This window comes from Methylobacterium sp. V23 (assembly GCF_002917135.1).
Lineage (GTDB): Bacteria > Pseudomonadota > Alphaproteobacteria > Rhizobiales > Beijerinckiaceae > Methylobacterium.
Genome location: NZ_PDHT01000001.1, coordinates 567,433 through 586,129, shown reverse-complemented (window position 1 = coordinate 586,129; position 18,697 = coordinate 567,433). Strand labels below are relative to the sequence as shown.

Sequence of the window (18,697 nt, the reverse complement as noted above, 5' to 3'; positions counted from 1 at the left end):
AATCACGAACGGATTTCCATGCGACGCGCAGCCCTCGCGGCGACCACCCTCGCCCTCCTGACCGCCTCCGCCGGGGTCGCGGACGCCGCCAAGAAGAAGGTCCAGGTTCCGAACCGCTACGACGGCACCTGGAGCATCGAGGTGGTCACCCTCGACGGTCCCTGCGACCGCGCCTACCGCTACGGCGTCCAGATCCGGCGCGGCGAGGCGAGCTATGCCGGCGGCGAGTTCAACATCAACGGGCGCGTCTCGCAGAGCGGCGCGGTGCGGGCGGTGATCTCCCGCGGCAACGACGCCGCCGACGTGGTCGGCCGGCTGGGCCGCTCGGGCACCGGCAACGGCACCTGGAACACCACCGGGCTGATCGCCTGCAGCGGTCGCTGGAACGCCGAGCGTCGGGGCTGACGGTCCTCGCGTGACGGCCCTCGCGTGACGGCCCTGTGATGGGCGCGCCACAATCGCGCACCGATCATCGTCGGGCCTCCAACGGCCGGACTTCTGCCCTTCTCCGGACCGAATCGCTGGTGAATACTCGCGTCGAATCGAGATCGATTTCGCACGGGGCTTCCGACGATGAAGGCTTTGCTGTTCGGCGCGTTGGTGACGACCTTGGGATGGGGCGCCGCGGCGGAGGCGGCAGGGCGTAATCCGACCCACCCACACGCGGTCATGTCGCCCCTCGAGGGGGCGGCGACGGACTGTTTCGCCGAGACCGTGCTGGCGAACCCCGCCGCGACCCGTCACGCCCGCGCGGGCCGCTGGTACGAGGCCGCCGGCATCACGGGGTTCCTGTGCCGCCCGGAGGTCGACGCGATGATCCAGGCGCATGACCGCCTCTACGGCCGCGGCACCGGCGCCCGCTACTTCCAGAACGCCTATACGCGCCATCTCGGTCAGCAGCTCGCCGAGCGCCTGCAGCCGATGCTGGAGCGCAAGTCCGTGGCGAGCGCCGAGCCGCCGGTCGACAAGGCCGAGGCGCAGGAGATGGACAAGCCCGCCGAGTAGGACGCGGCGCCGGCGCCGCGGGGTTGGCCTCCATTAACCGGCGCCGTGCGATCGTCACGGTCCAGGGTCATCTGGGACACGGCGGGACGTCCTGACGACGGCGGGACGTGTCGGACACGGCGGGACGTCGCCAGCGAGGTCCGTTCCACCCGGAGGCACGCCTTCGACGACCGCCTGGCGCAGATGTCGGAGACCGGGGCCCTGCTCCTGGTCGATCTGGACGGCTTCAAGGCGATCAACGACAGCCACGGGCATGCCGTGGGCGATGCCTGCCTGCAGGAGGCGGCACGGCGCCTCCGGGCGGCCTGCCGGGACACGGACCTCGTCGCCCGCATCGGTGGCGACGAGTTCGCCGTCCTGGTGGCGCAGGGGGCCGACGGGCCGCTCTGCGAGGCGATCGGCCGGCGCATCGTCGCGGCCATGCGCGAACCCTACCCCCATGGCGGCCTCTGCCTCCGGTTCGGGGCCTCCGTGGGTATCGCCCGGGCCGCCGCCTCGGCGCCGGCGGATCTCTTCATCCGCGCGGACGCGGCTCTGTACGCGGCCAAGGCCGCGGGCCGCGGCACCCTGCGCATGGCCCCGCCGCGCTGAGCCCGCCCTGCCTTCGGCGCCCCGCGGAGAAAGAGCCCGGTCGCCGGCGGCCCGCGATCCCCGGCCTCAGGCCGGGAGGACCACCACCTTCGTCTTTACGGGCGTGCGGGCGTAGAGGTGGATCATGTCCTGGCTCAGCAGGCCGACGCAGCCGCTGGTGATGCCCGAGCCGATCGTGTCGGGCTCGCCGGAGGCGTAGATCGTGTAGAGGGTGTAGGCGCCGTTCTGGTAGAGATGCAGGGTGCGGGCGCCGAGCGGATTGTCGAGGCCGCCCGGCATGCCGCGGGCGTACTTGGCCGCCTCGGGCTGGCGCCGGATCATCTCCGCGGGCGGGGTCCAGGTGGCCCATTCGGACTTGCGCCCGACATAGGCGTCGCCGCTCCACCGGAATCCGTCGCGGCCGACATTGGCGCCGTAGCGGGTGGCGGTCCCGTCGCCCTCGACGCGGTAGACGTAGTAGTTGGCCGGATCGACGATGATCGTGCCGGCCGCCTCCTTGGTCTCGTACGGGACCGTGCGGCGGAAGTATTTCGGATCGACCTTGCTGATGTCGGTGGCCGGGATCGGGAACTTCTCCTCCGGCATCGGGCCGTAGATCTTGGCCGCCTCGGCGCGCAGGGCGCCGTCCGAGGCGACGCAGCCGGCAAGCCCCAGGGCGCCGAGTCCCGCGCCCGTGCCGGCCAGGAACGACCGGCGGCTTAGGCGGCCGAACTCCATGGTCCTCGTGTCCCTCGTCATCGCAGGCGTCCCGTCTTCCGTCGCGCGGCGGGCCGACCGATCGACCCCGCGCGGCCTTATGGCCAAGCTGACAGTGCCGGTCCCCGCGCCGGCTGGCAAGCCGGGCGCCGGGGCGGACGTCAACCGCGAACAGGAGCCGGCCGATTGCGTCGCGCATATGACCGGGCGGGTGCGGCGGGGCCTCAGCCGGATCCGGCCCGCGTGTCGGCGGGCGGGCGCTTGGCCCGGCGCAGGAACGGCAGTCCCGTCGAGGGCTGGCCGCGGGTCGCCTCGTGCATCTTCGCGATCCGGATGAAGCGGCCATAGGCGAGCACGCTGGCCATCACGAAGCCGTCGAGGCCGGCGAGGAAGAAGCGCCGCAGGACGTAGAACTTCAGGAAGTTGAGCGGATACTCGAACACCAGCCGCAGGCCGGTCTCGAAGCGCGAGCCGATCGGCTGCGTGTCGGCGGCGAGCTGCCCGACATAGTTCGACTTGGCGATGGCGTGGTTCCAGTCGCGAAAGGTGTGGTGCCAGACCACGGACCGGATCGTCACCGGCTTCGCGTCCGTGGTGATCGCGAGCTTGTCCCAGTTCGGGTTGTCGGTCGTGCGGGCGACGCGGCGGTCGTAGAGGTAGATGTTCTCGGTGCAGAAGGCCCAGGGCGAGGGGCGCGCGTGGTGGGGCAGCACCATCGCCTTGCGGACGATCATCAGGGGCGGAATCGCGGGCCTTTGAAAGATCCCCCGGATCTCGCGGACGATCTCCGGCGTCAGGATCTCGTCGGCATCGACGCTGAAGACGTGGTCGTGCCGGCAGAGCGCCTCGCCGAACCGCCGCTGGGGGCCGAACCCCGTCCAGGGGTTCACCACCACCCGGGCCCCGAGGGCCTCGGCGATCGAGACGGTGGCGTCCGTCGACCCCGCGTCGATGACGAGGATCTCGCAGTGCAGCGGCAGCGCCGAGCGGATCGCCGCCGCGATCCGGTCCGCCTCGTTCAGCGTGCGGATCAGGACGGTCAGCGGGATCGGCGCGGTCGGGTCCGAATGGGGGTCCGAATGGGGATCCACGGTCGGGCGGCCCGGCTCAATCGTCCATCTTCAGGGCGGCGATGAACGCCTCCTGCGGGATCTCGACCTTGCCGAACTGGCGCATCTTCTTCTTGCCCTCCTTCTGCTTGTCGAGGAGCTTGCGCTTGCGCGAGATGTCGCCGCCGTAGCACTTGGCGGTCACGTCCTTGGACAGGGCCTTGATGGTCTCGCGGGCGATGATCTTACCGCCGAGCGCCGCCTGGACCGGGATCTGGAACAGGTGGCGCGGGATCAGGTCCTTGAGCTTCTCGCACATGGCCCGGCCGCGATGCTCGGCCCGGGTGCGGTGGACCAGCATCGAGAGGGCGTCGACCGGCTCGGCGTTCACGAGGATCGACATCTTCACCAGATCGCCCTCGCGGTAGTCGGAGATGTGGTAGTCGAACGAGGCGTAGCCCTTGGAGATCGACTTGAGCCGGTCGTAGAAATCGAACACCACCTCGTTGAGCGGCAGGTCGTAGACCACCATGGCGCGCTTGCCGACGTAGTTGAGGTCGACCTGGGTGCCGCGCCGATCCTGGCAGAGCTTCAGCACGCCGCCGAGATACTCGTCGGGGGTGAGGATGGTGGCGCGGATCCACGGCTCCTCGATGGCGGTGATCTTCATCACGTCCGGCATGTCGGCCGGGTTGTGCAGCTCCTTGATCGTGCCGTCCGTCATCTGCAGGCGGTAGACCACGGAGGGCGCCGTGGAGATCAGGTCGAGGTTGAATTCGCGCTCCAGGCGCTCCTGGATGATCTCCAGGTGCAGCAGGCCGAGGAAGCCGCAGCGGAAGCCGAAGCCGAGGGCGGCCGAGGTTTCCATCTCGTAGGAGAACGAGGCGTCGTTGAGCCGGAGCTTGCTCATGGCGCTGCGCAGGGTCTCGAACTCGGCCGCGTCCACGGGGAAGAGCCCGCAGAACACCACCGACTGCACGTCCTTGAAGCCCGGCAGCATCTCCTTGCAGGGGCGCTTGTCCTCCGTGAGCGTGTCGCCCACGCGGGTGTCGGCCACCTCCTTGATCGAGCCGGTGAAGAAGCCGACCTCGCCGGGGCCGAGTTCACCGATATCGGCCATCTTCGGGCGGAACACGCCGATCTTGTCGACGCCGTGGACGGCATCGGCCCGCATCATGCGGATGTTCATGCCCTTCTTCAGCACGCCGTCGACGATGCGCACCAGCACGACGACGCCGAGATAGACGTCGTACCAGCTGTCCACCAGCAGGGCCTTGAGCGGCGCGTCGCGGTCGCCCTTGGGCGGCGGCAGGCGGGTGACGATGGCCTCCAGCACCGCCTCGATGTTGAGGCCGCTCTTGGCCGAGATCGCCACCGCCTCGGAGGCGTCGATGCCGATCACCTCCTCGATCTGGGCCCGGATGCGCTCCGGCTCCGCCGCCGGCAGGTCGATCTTGTTGAGGACGGGCACGATCTCGTGGTTGGCGTCGAGCGCCTGGTAGACGTTGGCGAGCGTCTGCGCCTCGACGCCCTGCGAGGCGTCGACCACCAGCAGCGAGCCTTCGCAGGCGGCGAGGCTGCGGGACACCTCGTAGGCGAAGTCGACGTGGCCGGGCGTGTCCATCAGGTTGAGGACGTAGTCCTTGCCGTCCTCGGCCTTGTATTCGAGCCGCACCGTCTGCGCCTTGATGGTGATGCCGCGCTCCTTCTCGATGTCCATCGAGTCGAGCATCTGCTCGCTCATGTCGCGCAGGGCCACCGTGCCGGTGGTCTGGATCAGGCGATCGGCGAGGGTCGACTTGCCGTGGTCGATATGCGCGACGATGGAGAAGTTGCGGATGTTGTCGATGGGGGTCGTTGTCATCGAGGATGCGATCTCCGGCGCGCGCGGCCCGCCGTCCAAGGGACGGACCCGGCGCACGGTTTCTTGGAATGGGAAACAGGTCGCCCGCAGATAGCAGCGCCGGCCCCCTGCGCCAAGCGCACGCGCCGCGGCCCAAAGGTAAGCGCCGCGGCCCACAAGTAAGCGCCGCGGCCCAAAGGTAGGCGCCGCGGCCCGAACGCCGGCAGCGCCGGCCGCGCGCCGCACCAGCGCGCCGGCGATTTCCGGCTGAGTCGCGACGCCCGCCGATTCGCGGTCCCGGGCGCCGTCAGGACGCCGAGCCAGAACCATGTCTCCTCCGGAGGGCGCCGGGCCGAGGCCGGATCGGGACCAGACCGCCTTGGGCGAGGCCGCCTTGGATCAGACTACCTTGGGCCAGACTGTCTTGGGCCACGTCCTCCTGGTGGAGGACGATGACGGCCTGCGCATCCTGGTGACCCGGGCCCTGCGCGACAGCGGCTACCGGGTCACCGATTGCCGGAGCGGCGCCGAGATGTGGCGGCTGCTGCCGCAGGGCGGGGTCGACCTGATCCTCCTCGACGTCATGCTGCCCGGTGCCTCGGGCCTCGACCTGCTGCGGGCCCTGCGCGCGCGCTCCACCGTGCCGGTCATCATCGTCAGCGCGCGCGGCGAGGAGGCGGACCGGGTGCTGGGCCTGGAACTCGGCGCCGACGACTACCTCGCCAAGCCGTTCGGGCGCCCGGAGTTGCTCGCCCGCATCCGGGCGGTGCTGCGGCGCTCCGTCGTGGCACCGGCGGTCCCCCTCGGCGGCGAGACCCTGGCCTTCGCGGGCTGGCGCCTCGACCTGCGCAGCCGCACCCTGGTCGACCCGGGCGGCGCCGGCGTCGACCTGTCCGGTGCGGAATACGACCTCCTGCTGGTGTTCCTCGACCATCCCGGGCGGGTCCTCGGCCGCGAGCAGATCCTCGAACTGTCCCGCGCCCGCCTCGGATCGCCGTCCGACCGCAGCGTCGACACCCTCGTCAGCCGCCTGCGGCGCAAGCTCGACCCGCCCGAGGGCGAGCCGCCGGTGATCAAGACGGTGCGGGGGTCGGGCTACATGCTGGCCGCCAAGGTCGAGCGCCGGTGAGACGCCTGTTCGCCCTGGCGCGCAGCCTCGAGGCCCGGACGCTCGTCGTCCTCCTCGTCGCCATCCTGGTGGTGCATGGCGGGGCCCTGCTGCTCTATCGCCAGTCGGCGGCGGCCGCCGCGGCCGAGGCCTTCGCCGCCCAGGTGGCGACGCAGCTCGCCCTGGCCCGCGAGGCGGTGATGCGGCGGCCGCCGGCGGAGCGGAACGCCGAGGCCAAGGCCCTGTCCAACCCGCATTTCGAGCTGGCCTGGACGGAGGCCCCCGCCCCGGCCCAGCCCCGGAGCGACCCGGCCCTGGCCCCCCTGCACCAGCGCCTGGCCGCCCTCGACCCCAGCCTCGGGACCGGCCTGTCCCTGGCGATGGAGGGCGACGCGGATCCGATGCACCGGCTCGATCTCGGCGGGACGCTGGCGCTCGCGGACGGCAGCCAGCTGACCTTCCACTCCGCCCACGCCTCGGGCATGGCCCTGCGCAATCCCTGGGCCGTGCTGGCGACCGCGATGGCGATCCTGGTCGGCCTCGCCGCCGTGCTCCTGACCCACCGGATCGCCCGGCCGCTGCGCACGCTGGGCCGCATCACCGGGCTGATCGGCGACGCCGCCGGCCAGGGCCGGGTGGTGCCGGTGCCCGAGGTCGGCCCCGACGAGACCCGCGCGATCGCCCGCGCCCTCAACGGCATGCAGCTGCGCATCCGCGACCTCGTCACCGAGCGGACCCAGGCCCTCGCCGCCGTGTCCCACGACCTGCGGACGCCGATCGCGCGCCTGCGCCTGCGCCTCGACGCGCTGGCCGACAACGCCCTTCCCAACAAAGAACTTGCCAACAAAGAACTTGCCGACAACGCCCTTCCCAACAACGCCCTTGCCGACGACGCGCAGCGCCGCGCGATGGCGTCCGACCTCGACGACATGCAGGCGATGATCGACTCGACCCTGGCCTACCTGCGCGGCGACGCCGACCCGGAGGTCCGGAGGGTCACCAACGTCGCCAGCCTGCTGATGAGCATCGCCGATGCCGGGCAGGATGCCGGGCACGCGGTGGTGTACGAGGGGCCCGGGCGGGCGCTCGCCGCGATCCGGCCGGTGGCGCTCCGGCGCGCGCTGGACAACGTGGTCGACAACGCCGTCCGGTACGGGGAGCGCGCCCGGATCGGCCTGGCGATCACGGATTCGACCCTGGAGCTGCAGGTCGACGACGACGGCCCCGGCTTGTCGCCCGACGCGGTCGAGCGGGCCTTCGCGCCGTTCACCCGCCTGGAAACCTCCCGCAACCGCAACACCGGCGGCACCGGGCTCGGCCTGACCATCGCCCGCCGGGTGATCGAGGCCGAGGGCGGCCAGATCGGCCTGGAGACCCGGCCCGGCGGCGGCCTGCGGGTCCGGATCACCCTGCCGCGCCCGGCCGGCTGAGGCGGGATTCGGTCGGCGACGGGGGTCCGGCGCCGCGCGCCACACTTCGTCACAGACCCGGCATCGGCCAGCCAAGCGCCGCGGCTACATCAGGTCTCGACGCAGCCAACGGGGCTGCGAGACACGAGGACGAGACCATGTCGCGCATCAGCATCACGCTTCTGTCCCTGGCCCTGATGACCGCCCTGGCGGGCCAGGCCTCCGCCACCGAGGGCAACGGAAACTCCGACAACCCGTCGCAGGCCTTCCCGAACACCGGCGGCGTCTCGGGCGGCCCGAACCACCACGCCGAGCGCGGCGCGGTGACCGGGCGCAGCAAGCCGGTGCAGGCGGCCAAGGATGGCCACACCCACACGCACAGCCCCGACAAGCAGTAAGGACGCGTGCCGGTCCGGCCGAGGGCGTCGCGCCCGGGCCCGGCGTCTGTCGGGGCTCAGGGGGACCCGGTTCTCCCGGAACGCCAACCGTCAAGACCGGACAGAAGGGTCCGTCTGGCTCAGGATGAGCCGGACGGACCCTCGTCCGCCGGCGCGGCCTCCCCGGCGCGCACCTGGGCCGCCATCGTCACCAGCACCTTGCGCAGGGCGCCCATCTCACGGACCGGCGCCGGGTAGAGCACCCGCGCGGTCCGGTCGCCGGTGAGGAGGTCCATGCCCTCCGGGTCGAGGCCGGTGAGCCGCCAGGGGCCGGGCTCGGCGCCGGCGGCCTGGGCGTAGAGCGCGAGGGCGTCGGCATGGTCGGCGTTCATGTGCTCGACGGCGCCGGCCTCGCCCGCCACCAGCCCCTCGGCGCCGGTGAGGTCGAGGCGCAGCTCGTCGGCCGTCAGCACGGCGGCCTTGGCGAACCCGCCGTTGAGATGCCCGGCCACGGGTTCGAGGGCGAAAAAGCCGAAATCGGGGAAGTCGGCATAGAGCTTCGCCTTCGGATGCCGGGCGATGAAGCGGGCACGGGCCCGCGGGTCCGGCGTCTGGGTCACCCGTCCCGTCACGGTCAGGCGCGGATGGGCGAGCGGGTCGCCCTTGCCGCCGGCGCTGAACAGCAGCGAGGCCCGCGGGTCCTTCAGCAGGTTGCGGGTATGGGCCGAGAGCCGCGAGAGCAGCATCAGGGGCGTCCCGTCGACGTCCGTGGCGATGGTCACCAGGGAGGCGAAGGGCGTGCCGTCCTCCGGGTCGAGGGTGGCCAGGGCGCCGGAGCGGATGCTGCGCAGGAGATGGCGGGCGAGGCCGATCGCGTCGAACGGCGCCTCGGAGGCCGGCAGCGGCACCGCCGGCCCGCGCCGCGCACCCGCGGTCCCGGTTCCGCCCTCGGCCATTGCGGTCTCGCCTGCGGCCCTGCTGGCCTCGCCTCCGGCACTGCTGATTTCGCCTGCGGCCATGAAGATCCCCTCGATTCGGTGCTGGCGAACCGGCGCTCAGGCCGCGTTCAGCCGGGGGATCATAGCCAGGGATCGGGGCTCCGCACGAGGGCACCGGACTGCGGCCCGTTGGCATCAGTCAAGCGCCAAACGAACAAACGACCGAGGTCGCTCGCTTTTTCAGCATAGAGCCATTACACAGCCTGACTCTCCGCGCGAACGCGGCCCGCCTCCCCGGCACGGTCGCCACCGCGTTTTTGCCGATCTCTGCCCTCCGTCCGCGACGGAGGATGGGGTGGGATGCGGAGGGGCTGGCGCCATCAGACGTCCGCCGAGCCGCATCCGAGCAACAGGACACGCGCATGCCGACCATCGCCCTCGTGGACGACGACCGAAACATCCTCACCTCCGTCTCGATCGCCCTCGAGACCGAGGGGTACCGGATCCAGACCTACACCGACGGGGCCTCGGCGCTGGACGGCCTGAAACATTCCCCGCCGGATCTCGCGATCTTCGACATCAAGATGCCGCGCATGGACGGGATGGAGCTTCTCAGGCGTCTGCGGCAGAAATCCGACCTTCCCGTGATCTTCCTGACCTCGAAGGACGAGGAGATCGACGAGCTGTTCGGCCTCAAGATGGGCGCCGACGACTTCATCCATAAGCCGTTCTCGCAGCGCCTCCTCGTGGAGCGCGTGAAGGCGGTGCTCCGGCGCTTCGCCCCGAAGGACGGCCCGGGCGCCGCCGCCCGCGAGGCCGACGCCGCCGCCCGCTCCCTGGAGCGCGGCCTCCTGATGATGGACCCCGAGCGCCATACCTGCACCTGGAAGGGCGAGCCCGTGACCCTGACGGTGACGGAGTTCCTGATCCTGCAGGCCCTGGCCCATCGCCCGGGCGTCGTGAAGAGCCGCAACGCCCTGATGGACGCGGCCTACGACGACCAGGTCTACGTCGACGACCGGACCATCGACAGCCACATCAAGCGCCTGCGCAAGAAGTTCAAGGTGACCGACACGAGCTTCGACATGATCGAGACGCTCTACGGCGTCGGCTACCGCTTCAAGGAGAGCTGAGACCCGGCCCGGGTCTCTTCCCCTCCCGCAACGCTGTTCCCTCACCACCGGACGCTCGTGGCCACCACAGACCAAGCCGAAATCCCGTCGCGCGGCATGCTGGGCTGGCCGCGCCAGATCTGGAACGGGATCGGTCAGCGTGCCTCATCGAGCCTGACGCGACGCATCGTCGTGCTCAACCTCGTCGGGCTCATCGCGCTCCTGTTCGGCTTCCTCTACCTGAACCAGTTCCGCCAGGGCCTGATCCAGGCCCGGGTGCAGAGCCTCCTGATCCAGGGCGAGATCATCGCCGGCGCCATCGCCTCCTCGGCCTCCGTCGAGACCGACGCGATCCGGATCGACCCCGACAAGCTGCTCCAGCTCCAGGCCGGCGAGGCCGAGGAGCCCTCCTCCCCCCTCACCTTCTCGCTCAACCCGGAGCGCGTGGCCCCGCTGCTGCGCCGGCTGATCACCCCCACCGGCAACCGCGCCCGGGTCTACGACCAGGAAGGCGGCCTGCTGTTCGACACCCGCACCCTCTCGGCGCGGGGCGAGATGAACCGCAGCGACCCGGATGTGCGGCCCCGCAAGCGCACCTGGCTGGAGAAGGCCTGGGAGACCGTCCAGGCGAAGTTCGGGACGCAGCTCGGCGGCGACGGCGCGGCCCCGGGCGTGACCGAGGATGTCGGCCCGGCCAGCGGCCACGGCCTGAAGGAGGTCCAGGTGGCGCTCGCCGGCGCCCGCGGCACCATCGTCCGCCGCAACCCGGTCGGCGAGACCATCGTCTCCGTGGCGGTGCCGATCCAGCGGGCCAACTCCGTGCGCGGCGCCCTGATGCTGTCCACGCAAGGGGGCGACATCGACCGCGTCATCGCCTCGGAGCGCTTCGGCCTGCTGCAGGTCTTCCTGATCGCCGCGGCGGTGATGCTCGTGCTCTCGATCCTGCTGGCGGGCGCCATCGCGGGCCCGGTGCGGCGCCTCGCGGACGCCGCCGAGAAGGTGCGGCTGGGCATCAAGTCCCGCGAGGAGATCCCCGACTTCACCGGGCGCACCGACGAGATCGGCCACCTCTCGGGGGCGCTGCGCGACATGACCCAGGCGCTCTATCGCCGGATCGACGCCATCGAGAGCTTCGCGGCCGATGTCAGCCACGAGCTGAAGAACCCCCTCACCTCGCTCCGCAGCGCCGTCGAGACCCTGCCCCTGGCGAAGTCGGATGATTCGCGCGGGCGCCTGCTCGCCATCATCCAGCACGACGTGAAGCGCCTCGACCGCCTGATCTCCGACATCTCCGATGCCTCGCGCCTCGATGCCGAGCTCGCCCGCGCCGAGGCGCGCCGGGTCGACATGCGCAAGCTGATGACCACCGTGGTCTCGGTGGCCAACGAGCGCCGGCGCGCGAAGGACGCGCCGATCCAGTTCGACGTGGACACGCTCGCGGGCGAGCTGGACTCGCCGTTCACGATCTTCGGCCACGACAGCCGCCTCGGCCAGGTGGTCAACAACCTCCTCGACAATGCCCGCTCGTTCTCGCCCCCCGATGCCAAGGTCCGGGTGGCCCTGCGCCGGGTGCGCAACGATGTCGAGCTCATCGTCGAGGACGAGGGCCCCGGCATCCCCGAGCACGCCCTGGAGCGGATCTTCGAGCGCTTCTACACGGACCGCCCGGAGCAGGGCTTCGGCCAGAATTCCGGCCTCGGCCTCTCGATCTCGCGCCAGATCGTCCAGGCCCATCGCGGCACGATCCGGGCCGAGAACCGGCCCGGTCCGGCCGACGAGGACGGCGAGCCGACGGTGCGCGGCGCCCGCTTCATCGTGCGCCTGCCGGCGGTGACCCGCTGAGCCGGGGACCGGCCGAGCCATGAGGGCTGCGCCATGAGCAAGCCGTGAGACATTCATGAACGATCCGTCGAGCCGGACCGATTCGGTGCACGCCACCTGCATCGCCCTCGGCGAGGCGGGCCTGCTCATCCGGGGACCGTCGGGCGCCGGCAAGTCGACCCTCGCGCTGCTCCTCCTCGACCGGGCCGCCCTGATGCAGAGGCCGGCGAGCCTCGTGGCCGACGATCGGGTCCGGCTGACCCGCCAGGGCGGAACCGTGCTGGCCCATGCCGACCCCACCCTGGGCGATCGGATCGAGGTGCGGGGCCTCGGCCTGCTGCCGGTCGCGGACGTCCTGCCCAGCGTTCCGATTCGGCTGGTGGTCGACTGCGTCGCCGACGCCCCGCGCCTGCCGGAGAATCCGCTGAGCCGCACGCGGCTCCTCGACGTCGACCTGCCGAGCCTGTGCCTCGACGCGGCCCTGCGGCGCTCCGGCCTCGCGCCGCGCCTGGTCCTCGACGCCCTGGCGGCGTGCGCCGGCGTGGCAAGCGGGACGCACTGCCCGGTCTTGCGTCTGACGCCGCTCCCGAGACCGTAGCGCCGGTGCCACCCACGTGGCATGATCATGACGTTCGAGCACACAAAATGCCGCATTCACCTTGCGCTCGACCTTGCGCTGCACAAAATGGCGGCTCCGCTCACAAGGCGTTGGAACCCGCGTCGATGATTGGAATGGTGCTCGTCACCCACGGGCTGTTGGCGACGGAGTTCAAGGCTGCCCTTGAACACGTCGTCGGGCCTCAGAAGCAGATCGAGACCATCACCATCGGTCCCGAGGACGATATGGAACTGCGCCGGCTCGACATCATGAATGCGGTCAGCCGCGTGAACACCGGCAAGGGCGTCGTCGTGCTCACGGACATGTTCGGCGGTACGCCCTCGAACCTCGCCCTCTCGTGCATGAACGGCGGACAGGTCGAGGTCGTGGCGGGCATCAACCTGCCCATGCTGATCAAGCTCGCCAGCGTGCGCGATGCCGAGCCCCTCGGCGACGCCGTCCTCCACGCCCAGGAGGCCGGCCGCAAGTACATCAATGTCGCGTCCCGCGTGCTGGCCGGCAAATAGGCTTTCTTCCCTTGCCGCCACGGCTTACAGGCAATCTCGGGCCCCCGGCGTGAACGGAGGGCCTGCCGAGGCCGCAGAATGCGGCCCGGCGCGCCAGCGAGGGGACGGCCGACGCCCATGAGCTACGACGACGACGCCGAGGACAGCCTGCCGCCGGTGCCCGAGGGCGGGCTGATCCAGGTCCTGCCGATCATCAACCGGCGCGGCCTGCATGCCCGGGCCTCGGCCAAGTTCGTCCAAACCGTCGAGCGCTTCGATGCCGCCGTCACGGTGACCCGTTCCGGCGAGACGGTGGGGGGCCGCTCGATCATGGGCCTCCTCACCCTCGGCGCCGCGCAGGGGACCACGATCGCGGTGGTCACCTCGGGCGGCGACGCGGAGGCCTGCATGACGGCGATCACCGACCTCCTCGCCAACAAGTTCGGCGAGGACGAGTAGGCGCCGGCGCACGGGGCATCGCGCGCCGCGCGTCCCGCTCAGGCGCGGCGGCCGTAACGCTCCGGCACCCCCGCCTCGCCCGCGACCTGCCGCCAGAGGACCGCCTGCGCGCCGTGGCCGAGCGTGATCGTCGCCGCGACGATGGCATCGTCCCGCCGCGTCAGGGCGACGGTGACCTGCCGGCGTTGCGCGAACAGCCGCGTCACCACCCGCACCAGGGCCGCCTCCGACGGATCGCCGATGATCGGGGCGGCCGAGACCTCGGCATCGAGGAGCAGGAACTCTTCCACCGCGTCACGGACGAGACCTGGCTCGCTGACCCGCTCCACCTGGACCGGCGCCGGGTTCGCCCGCACGCCGATGAAGCTGTGCGCCGGGATCCCGGCGCGCTGCGGGACGGCCCGGAGCGGCGCGACCGCGCTGTCCGCCACGGGCGCGGCCATGGGCTCGAGCACCAGCACGGAGCGGGGACGAAGCGCCCGCAGGCGATCGGCCACGGCGGCGCGCACGGGCGTGAAGCAGGCCGGCGCGATGACCGGGGCGAGCGCGGTGCCGTAGGGCTGCCAGAGGCCGATCCGCTCCTGGCCCCAGAGGGTGTGGGGCATCGCCAGCGGCAGGACGGCGGCGAGTTGGTCGGGGCCCTGCCCGGTCGCCCAAGCGAGGGCGAAGACGAGGTCGCGTCCCCCCGCCTGATGCTGGGCCGCCGAGAGCAGGTAGTCGGGATCGGACCGGACCGGATCGGCGACCCGCGCGCGCACCAGCAGCGCACGCCACGCCGCGATCTCCCCCTCGCTCACCGCCACCGCCCGACGCAGGTCGACCCGCCAGGAAACCGACGCTGCGATCGGCGAAGCGGGGGCGTGCGCGTTCAGGGCCGCCTCGGCCGGCGAAGCTTCGATCACCGAACCTTCAATCACCGAACCTTGCGCCAGTGAACCTTGGGTCAGTGAACCTTGGGCCACCGAATTGCGGGTCGCCGCGCCGCCCTCGATCACCGTGAAGCGCTGTCTCATGTGCCGATCCGATCCGCCGCGTCCCGTCCTGGGACAAGGGGGCGCCTCGAGGCGCCAGTCGGCGTTAAGGCTTCAAGATCGGTGCCGCCCGTTTCCGGACGGCGCGGCCTAGCCGCCCGGGATGGCCAGGGGATTCTGGGTCAGCGCCGCCGCGTCGGGCGCATCGATGCGGGGCCTTCCGAGGAAGGCGTCCCACAGGCGGGTGACGAAGGCCGGGTCGAGGTCGCGCAGGATCAGGACCAGACGCGAGCGATGGTCGGCATCGGGCCAGGCCTCGAGATGCACCGGAGCGTGGATCACGTGCTGCACCCCGTGCACCACCAGCGGCCGGTCGGGCGCGTCGGCCAGCGCCACGAGGCCCTTCAGGCGCAGCAGGTTCGGGCCGTGGGCCGAGCGCAGGAGATCCAGGAACATCTCGAAGGCGGCCCGGGGCACCGGCGCGTCGCTGGTCAGGCTGAAGGCCCGGATCGTGGCATCGTGCCGGTTCACGTCGTGATGATGGCCTTGGTGATGGTGATGGCCGTGGTGAGGGTGCCCATCGTGGGGATGATCGTGATGGGCCTCGCGCGCGGCCTCGGCGCCGAGCCAGGCCCGCACGTCGTCGCTCTTGCCGTCGAGGCCGAACAGGCCGCCGAGGAGGTCGGCGGGCGCCACCGCGGCCTCGCGCAGGGGCGCCGTCGGGTTCAGGGCCCGCAGGCGCGCCGCCAGGGCACGGCCGTCATGGTCCGCCAGATCCCGCTTCGTGACGACGATCTGGTCGGCCACCGCCACCTGCCGCACGGCCTCGCCATGGGCGTCGAGGGTCGCGGCCCCGTTCACCGCGTCGACCACGGTGACGACGCCCTGCAGGCGGTACCGGATGACCAGATAGGGATGGTAGATCAGCGCGTGCAGGATCGGGGCAGGATCGGCGAGGCCCGTGGTCTCGATCACGACCCGGCGGAAGGGCTGGATGCGGCCGTTGTCGCGCTTGCGCAGCAGGTCTTCCAGGGTCGCGATGAGGTCGCCCCGCACGGTGCAGCACAGGCAGCCGGCCCCGAGCAGGACCATGTCCTCGTCGATCCGCTCGATCAGCAGGTGGTCGAGGCCGATCTCGCCGAACTCGTTGACGATGACCACGGTGTCGGCCAGCGCCGGATCGCGCAGCATCCGGTTCAGCAGCGTCGTCTTGCCGGCTCCGAGGAATCCGGTGAGGACGGTGAGCGGGATCGGCTCGGGCGCGCGGGGATCGGGCTTGGACAGGTCGGTCATTCCCCTGACCTAGCCCTCCCGGCGGTTCCGCTCAATCCTGCGTCGATGTTATAAAGTTACAGAACGCACGCGCGCGGGGTGGCGTCGGTGGGCCTGCGGCCGACCTGTCGGTCGGCGCGTCGTCGGCCCCACACCAGCGGTCCGGGGCGCCCCAGGCGAGCCCGGACTCCAAAGCCGCCGACGGTGGACGGTCCCGCACCCCATGCGTGTCGGGATCCCGGGCTCCGCTTTGCGGCCCCGGAATGTCGCGGGGCTGAAACACGGCCGTCGGCACTGCGCGCGCCCCGCGTGGGGCGCCTGCCAGAGGCGGACGATCCGGAGACCGTCCTACTCGTCCGCCTAGGTCTTGCTGGCCGACTTGGTCGACTTCGCCTTCGCGGCGGCACCGGCCGGCTTGTGCTCGGCCTTCGCGTCGGTCTTCGCGTCGGTCTTGGCACCCGCCTTGGGGGCCGCCTTCGCCGCGGGCTTCTTGACGGCGCCGACCTTCAGCTTCGGGGCGCCCTCCATCACGGGCGTCGACTCGGCGGGGGCGTAGGCGTTCGCCGTCGCGGGAACGCCGGCCTTGCCGCGGGCGAGCGCCTTCTTCGGCTCGGGCTTGGCGGCCGCCTTCGTGGCGGGGGAGGCAGCCTTTGAAGCGGTGGCGGTCGCCTTTGAGGCGGTGGCGGCCGCCTTGGCCTGATGGGCCGCTTCGCGCTTGGCCGCGACCGCCTCGAGCTTGGCCTTGCGGGCCTCGGCGATCTTGGCCGCCTTCTCCGCCTTCTCGGCCTCTTCCTGCTCGTTGAGGGCGATGGCGCCCTCGGCCGGGTCGCGGCCGATCCAGACCAGGATCGGCTGCAGCGGAGCGCGGGGCGGCAGGGCGCGATTGCGCAGGGCGGCGCTGTTCATGGTGGCGAAGGCCAGCGCCGCGGAGGGCGGAGCGGCGGCGGCCATCAGCTGCGCATTGGCGTTGTCGGCGCTGGCGCCGGCCGCCCCGGCGCTGGCCGTGATGGCGCCCTGGCCCTCGTCCACCGGCATCGGCTTCTTCCGGTCGCAGATGTAGGGCCGCATGTCCGGCGGCTCCGAGAGGCCGGAGACCGGCAGGGCGTCGAGGGTCTGCGCCCCCCAGCCCGGGGACTGGCTGAAGCCGTAGTCGAACAGGTCCGACGCCTTGAGGTCGCGTTCACGGGCGCTCGGCTGGCCCATCACCACGGTGAGGATGCGGCGCCCGTTGCGGGTCGCCGTGGCCACCACGTTGAAGCCGCCCGAGCAGATGAAGCCGGTCTTCATGCCGTCGGCGCCGGCATAGCGGCCCAGGAGACCGTTGTGGTTGGCCATCACCGAGCGGCCGAACTGGATCGCGCTGATCGAGAACAGGCCGCGGCTGTCGGGGAAATCGCGGATCAGGGCGCGCCCGAGGACCGCCATGTCGCGGGCCGAGGTCCACTGGCGGGCGTCCGGCAGGCCGTTGGGGTTGGTCCAGCGGCTCTCGCGCATGCCGATGCGCTGGGCGGTCTCGTTCATCATCTGGGCGAAGCCCTCGACGGAGCCGCCGAGATTCTCGCCGATCGCCCAGGCCACGTCGTTGGCCGACTTGACCATGATGATCTTGAGGGCGTTGTCGAGGGTCAGCTTGGTGCCCGGGCGGAAGCCCATCTTGGAGGGCGGCTCGGCGGCGGCGGCCGGCGAGATGGTGATCAGCGTGTCGAGGGAGAGCTTGCCCTGCCGGACGAGGTCCAGGGCGACGTAGGTGGTCATCAGCTTGGTGATGGAGGCCGGGAACCACGGATCCGTGGCAGCCTGCCCGTAGATCACCTTGCCGGAATCGACATCGACCACGAGGATCGGTGCGGTGGTGGCGTTCGCGGCGCCCGCACCCAGCAGGCTCGCCGCCACCGCGAGACCGACGACGAGGCGCCTCAACAATCCGTTCGACATCAGGCCTGTCTCAAGAAGGAACGCCCCGGCCCGATCGATGATCGGCCCTGGCGGGAAGCCGGTCAACGGCCAAGCTGGCATGCCACCCCTCCAGGAGGGACGGCAAGCGCGTCTCGCCGGATCGTGACATGGTCTCCACAAAGCCGCGTTCCGTGGCAGGAGGATGGCAGACCCTCTCGCAGATGCGAGAAGCCGGCGGAATCATGGTATACCGCCGCCCTCCGCATGGGTGGGGGCCGTCCGCGGCCCGTGGTGCCCGTGCGTTCGACCGCTTATGTGCGCGTCAGGCGCTGCGGCGGTCGAAGCGTGTTTCAGAGGATGGAGTGGGCTCGCCGGGACGGTTCGCCGGGGCGGGTGCCGAGGACGTGATGGCGTACGCAGTCAAGGAAGTGTTCCACACCCTCCAGGGCGAGGGCGCGCAGACGGGCCGGGCCGCGGTGTTCTGCCGCTTTGCCGGCTGCAATCTCTGGTCCGGCCGCGAGGAGGACCGCGCCGGCGCCGCCTGCCGGTTCTGCGACACCGACTTCGTCGGCCTGGATGGCGAGGGCGGCGGGCGCTTTTCCACGGCGCAGGACCTGGCCGACGCCATCGCGGGGACCTGGATGGGCGGGCCGCGCCACCGCTACGTCGTCTTCACCGGCGGCGAGCCGCTGCTCCAGCTCGACGAGGCCCTGATCGCGGCCGTCCACGCGGCCGGCTTCGAGATCGCGGTGGAGACCAACGGCACCCTGGCGGCCCCGGCCGGGATCGACTGGATCTGCGTCAGCCCCAAGGCCGGCAATCCCCTGGTCCAGCGCAGCGGGCACGAACTCAAGCTCGTCTTCCCGCAGGGGGAGGCCGCCCCGGACGCCTTCGCGGATCTCGACTTCCGCCACCACTGGCTCCAGCCCATGGACGGGCCGGACCGGGTCGCCCACACGGCCGCGGCGGTGGCCTATTGCCGGCGCGACGCGCGCTGGCGCCTCTCGCTCCAGACGCACAAGATCATCGGGATTCCCTGAGGATCC

19 protein-coding genes are annotated in these 18,697 nt (G+C 71.4%); 12 read left to right on the top strand and 7 right to left on the bottom strand.

The window, feature by feature from the left end:
* Positions 1–18 precede the first annotated feature (18 nt).
* From CRT23_RS02685 to CRT23_RS02675, 3 genes are all read left to right on the top strand, one after another.
* On the top strand, positions 19–405 hold the full coding sequence (locus CRT23_RS02685) for a hypothetical protein (protein ID WP_103708441.1): 387 nt from the start codon (positions 19–21) through the stop codon (positions 403–405).
* 168 nt (positions 406–573) lie between these two features.
* On the top strand, positions 574–1,005 hold the full coding sequence (locus CRT23_RS02680) for a hypothetical protein (RefSeq protein ID WP_103708440.1): 432 nt from the start codon (positions 574–576) through the stop codon (positions 1,003–1,005).
* Between the two features lie 183 nt (positions 1,006–1,188).
* A complete protein-coding gene (locus CRT23_RS02675; protein ID WP_103708439.1) occupies positions 1,189–1,596 on the top strand; it encodes a GGDEF domain-containing protein in 408 nt (135 codons plus the stop codon).
* A gap of 66 nt (positions 1,597–1,662) precedes the next feature.
* Here CRT23_RS02675 and CRT23_RS02670 read toward each other — a convergent pair whose 3' ends face one another.
* The 3 genes from CRT23_RS02670 to lepA form a co-directional block, all read right to left on the bottom strand.
* Entirely contained in the window at positions 1,663–2,334 is a 672-nt protein-coding gene (locus CRT23_RS02670) for a L,D-transpeptidase (RefSeq protein WP_055947785.1), read from the bottom strand.
* Positions 2,335–2,516: 182 nt separating this feature from the next.
* Positions 2,517–3,383: a glycosyltransferase family 2 protein gene (locus CRT23_RS02665; protein ID WP_103708438.1), complete on the bottom strand. Its 867-nt coding sequence runs from the start codon at positions 3,381–3,383 to the stop codon at positions 2,517–2,519.
* Positions 3,384–3,399: 16 nt separating this feature from the next.
* Positions 3,400–5,205 carry a translation elongation factor 4 gene (gene lepA / locus CRT23_RS02660; protein ID WP_055948858.1) on the bottom strand — a complete coding sequence of 602 codons (1,806 nt, stop codon included), beginning with the start codon at positions 5,203–5,205 and terminating at the stop codon, positions 3,400–3,402.
* A gap of 388 nt (positions 5,206–5,593) precedes the next feature.
* On the opposite strand from lepA, the gene CRT23_RS02655 reads away from it, so the two are divergent.
* The 3 genes from CRT23_RS02655 to CRT23_RS02645 all read left to right on the top strand — a co-directional run bounded on the left by CRT23_RS02655 (position 5,594) and on the right by CRT23_RS02645 (position 8,099).
* Positions 5,594–6,313, top strand: coding sequence for a response regulator transcription factor (locus CRT23_RS02655; RefSeq protein ID WP_245435915.1), 720 nt, complete (start codon positions 5,594–5,596; stop codon positions 6,311–6,313).
* Positions 6,310–7,722, top strand: a complete 1,413-nt coding sequence (locus CRT23_RS02650) for an ATP-binding protein (protein WP_103708436.1) — start codon at positions 6,310–6,312, stop codon at positions 7,720–7,722. Before CRT23_RS02655 ends, CRT23_RS02650 begins: the two co-directional genes overlap by 4 nt.
* A gap of 137 nt (positions 7,723–7,859) precedes the next feature.
* Positions 7,860–8,099: a hypothetical protein gene (locus tag CRT23_RS02645; protein ID WP_103708435.1), complete on the top strand. Its 240-nt coding sequence runs from the start codon at positions 7,860–7,862 to the stop codon at positions 8,097–8,099.
* Positions 8,100–8,218: 119 nt separating this feature from the next.
* Here CRT23_RS02645 and CRT23_RS02640 read toward each other — a convergent pair whose 3' ends face one another.
* A complete protein-coding gene (locus CRT23_RS02640; protein ID WP_103708434.1) occupies positions 8,219–9,034 on the bottom strand; it encodes a DUF2470 domain-containing protein in 816 nt (271 codons plus the stop codon).
* A 404-nt stretch (positions 9,035–9,438) separates the two neighbouring features.
* Here CRT23_RS02640 and CRT23_RS02635 point away from each other — a divergent pair, with 404 nt between their 5' ends.
* The 5 genes from CRT23_RS02635 to CRT23_RS02615 all read left to right on the top strand — a co-directional run bounded on the left by CRT23_RS02635 (position 9,439) and on the right by CRT23_RS02615 (position 13,512).
* On the top strand, positions 9,439–10,149 hold the full coding sequence (locus CRT23_RS02635) for a response regulator transcription factor (protein ID WP_055947774.1): 711 nt from the start codon (positions 9,439–9,441) through the stop codon (positions 10,147–10,149).
* Between the two features lie 96 nt (positions 10,150–10,245).
* Positions 10,246–11,970 (top strand): sensor histidine kinase, encoded by a 1,725-nt coding sequence (locus tag CRT23_RS02630; protein WP_082512813.1) that lies wholly within the window; start codon positions 10,246–10,248, stop codon positions 11,968–11,970.
* Positions 11,971–12,025: 55 nt separating this feature from the next.
* Entirely contained in the window at positions 12,026–12,547 is a 522-nt protein-coding gene (locus tag CRT23_RS02625) for a hypothetical protein (RefSeq protein ID WP_103708433.1), read from the top strand.
* Positions 12,548–12,672: 125 nt separating this feature from the next.
* Positions 12,673–13,074 (top strand): PTS sugar transporter subunit IIA, encoded by a 402-nt coding sequence (locus CRT23_RS02620; RefSeq protein WP_055947765.1) that lies wholly within the window; start codon positions 12,673–12,675, stop codon positions 13,072–13,074.
* 117 nt (positions 13,075–13,191) lie between these two features.
* The gene (locus tag CRT23_RS02615; RefSeq protein ID WP_055947757.1) at positions 13,192–13,512 is read left to right on the top strand and encodes an HPr family phosphocarrier protein; all 321 of its coding nucleotides are present in this window, start codon (positions 13,192–13,194) and stop codon (positions 13,510–13,512) included.
* A gap of 38 nt (positions 13,513–13,550) precedes the next feature.
* Here CRT23_RS02615 and CRT23_RS02610 read toward each other — a convergent pair whose 3' ends face one another.
* The 3 genes from CRT23_RS02610 to CRT23_RS02600 all read right to left on the bottom strand — a co-directional run bounded on the left by CRT23_RS02610 (position 13,551) and on the right by CRT23_RS02600 (position 17,690).
* Positions 13,551–14,525 carry a hypothetical protein gene (locus tag CRT23_RS02610; protein WP_103708432.1) on the bottom strand — a complete coding sequence of 325 codons (975 nt, stop codon included), beginning with the start codon at positions 14,523–14,525 and terminating at the stop codon, positions 13,551–13,553.
* A gap of 108 nt (positions 14,526–14,633) precedes the next feature.
* A complete protein-coding gene (locus tag CRT23_RS02605; RefSeq protein ID WP_103708431.1) occupies positions 14,634–15,776 on the bottom strand; it encodes a GTP-binding protein in 1,143 nt (380 codons plus the stop codon).
* 339 nt (positions 15,777–16,115) lie between these two features.
* Positions 16,116–17,690, bottom strand: coding sequence for a D-alanyl-D-alanine carboxypeptidase family protein (locus CRT23_RS02600; protein ID WP_103708430.1), 1,575 nt, complete (start codon positions 17,688–17,690; stop codon positions 16,116–16,118).
* A 368-nt stretch (positions 17,691–18,058) separates the two neighbouring features.
* Between CRT23_RS02600 and queE the strand changes: the two genes are divergently transcribed.
* Positions 18,059–18,691: a 7-carboxy-7-deazaguanine synthase gene (queE, locus tag CRT23_RS02595; protein ID WP_103708573.1), complete on the top strand. Its 633-nt coding sequence runs from the start codon at positions 18,059–18,061 to the stop codon at positions 18,689–18,691.
* The last annotated feature ends 6 nt before the right edge of the window (positions 18,692–18,697 follow it).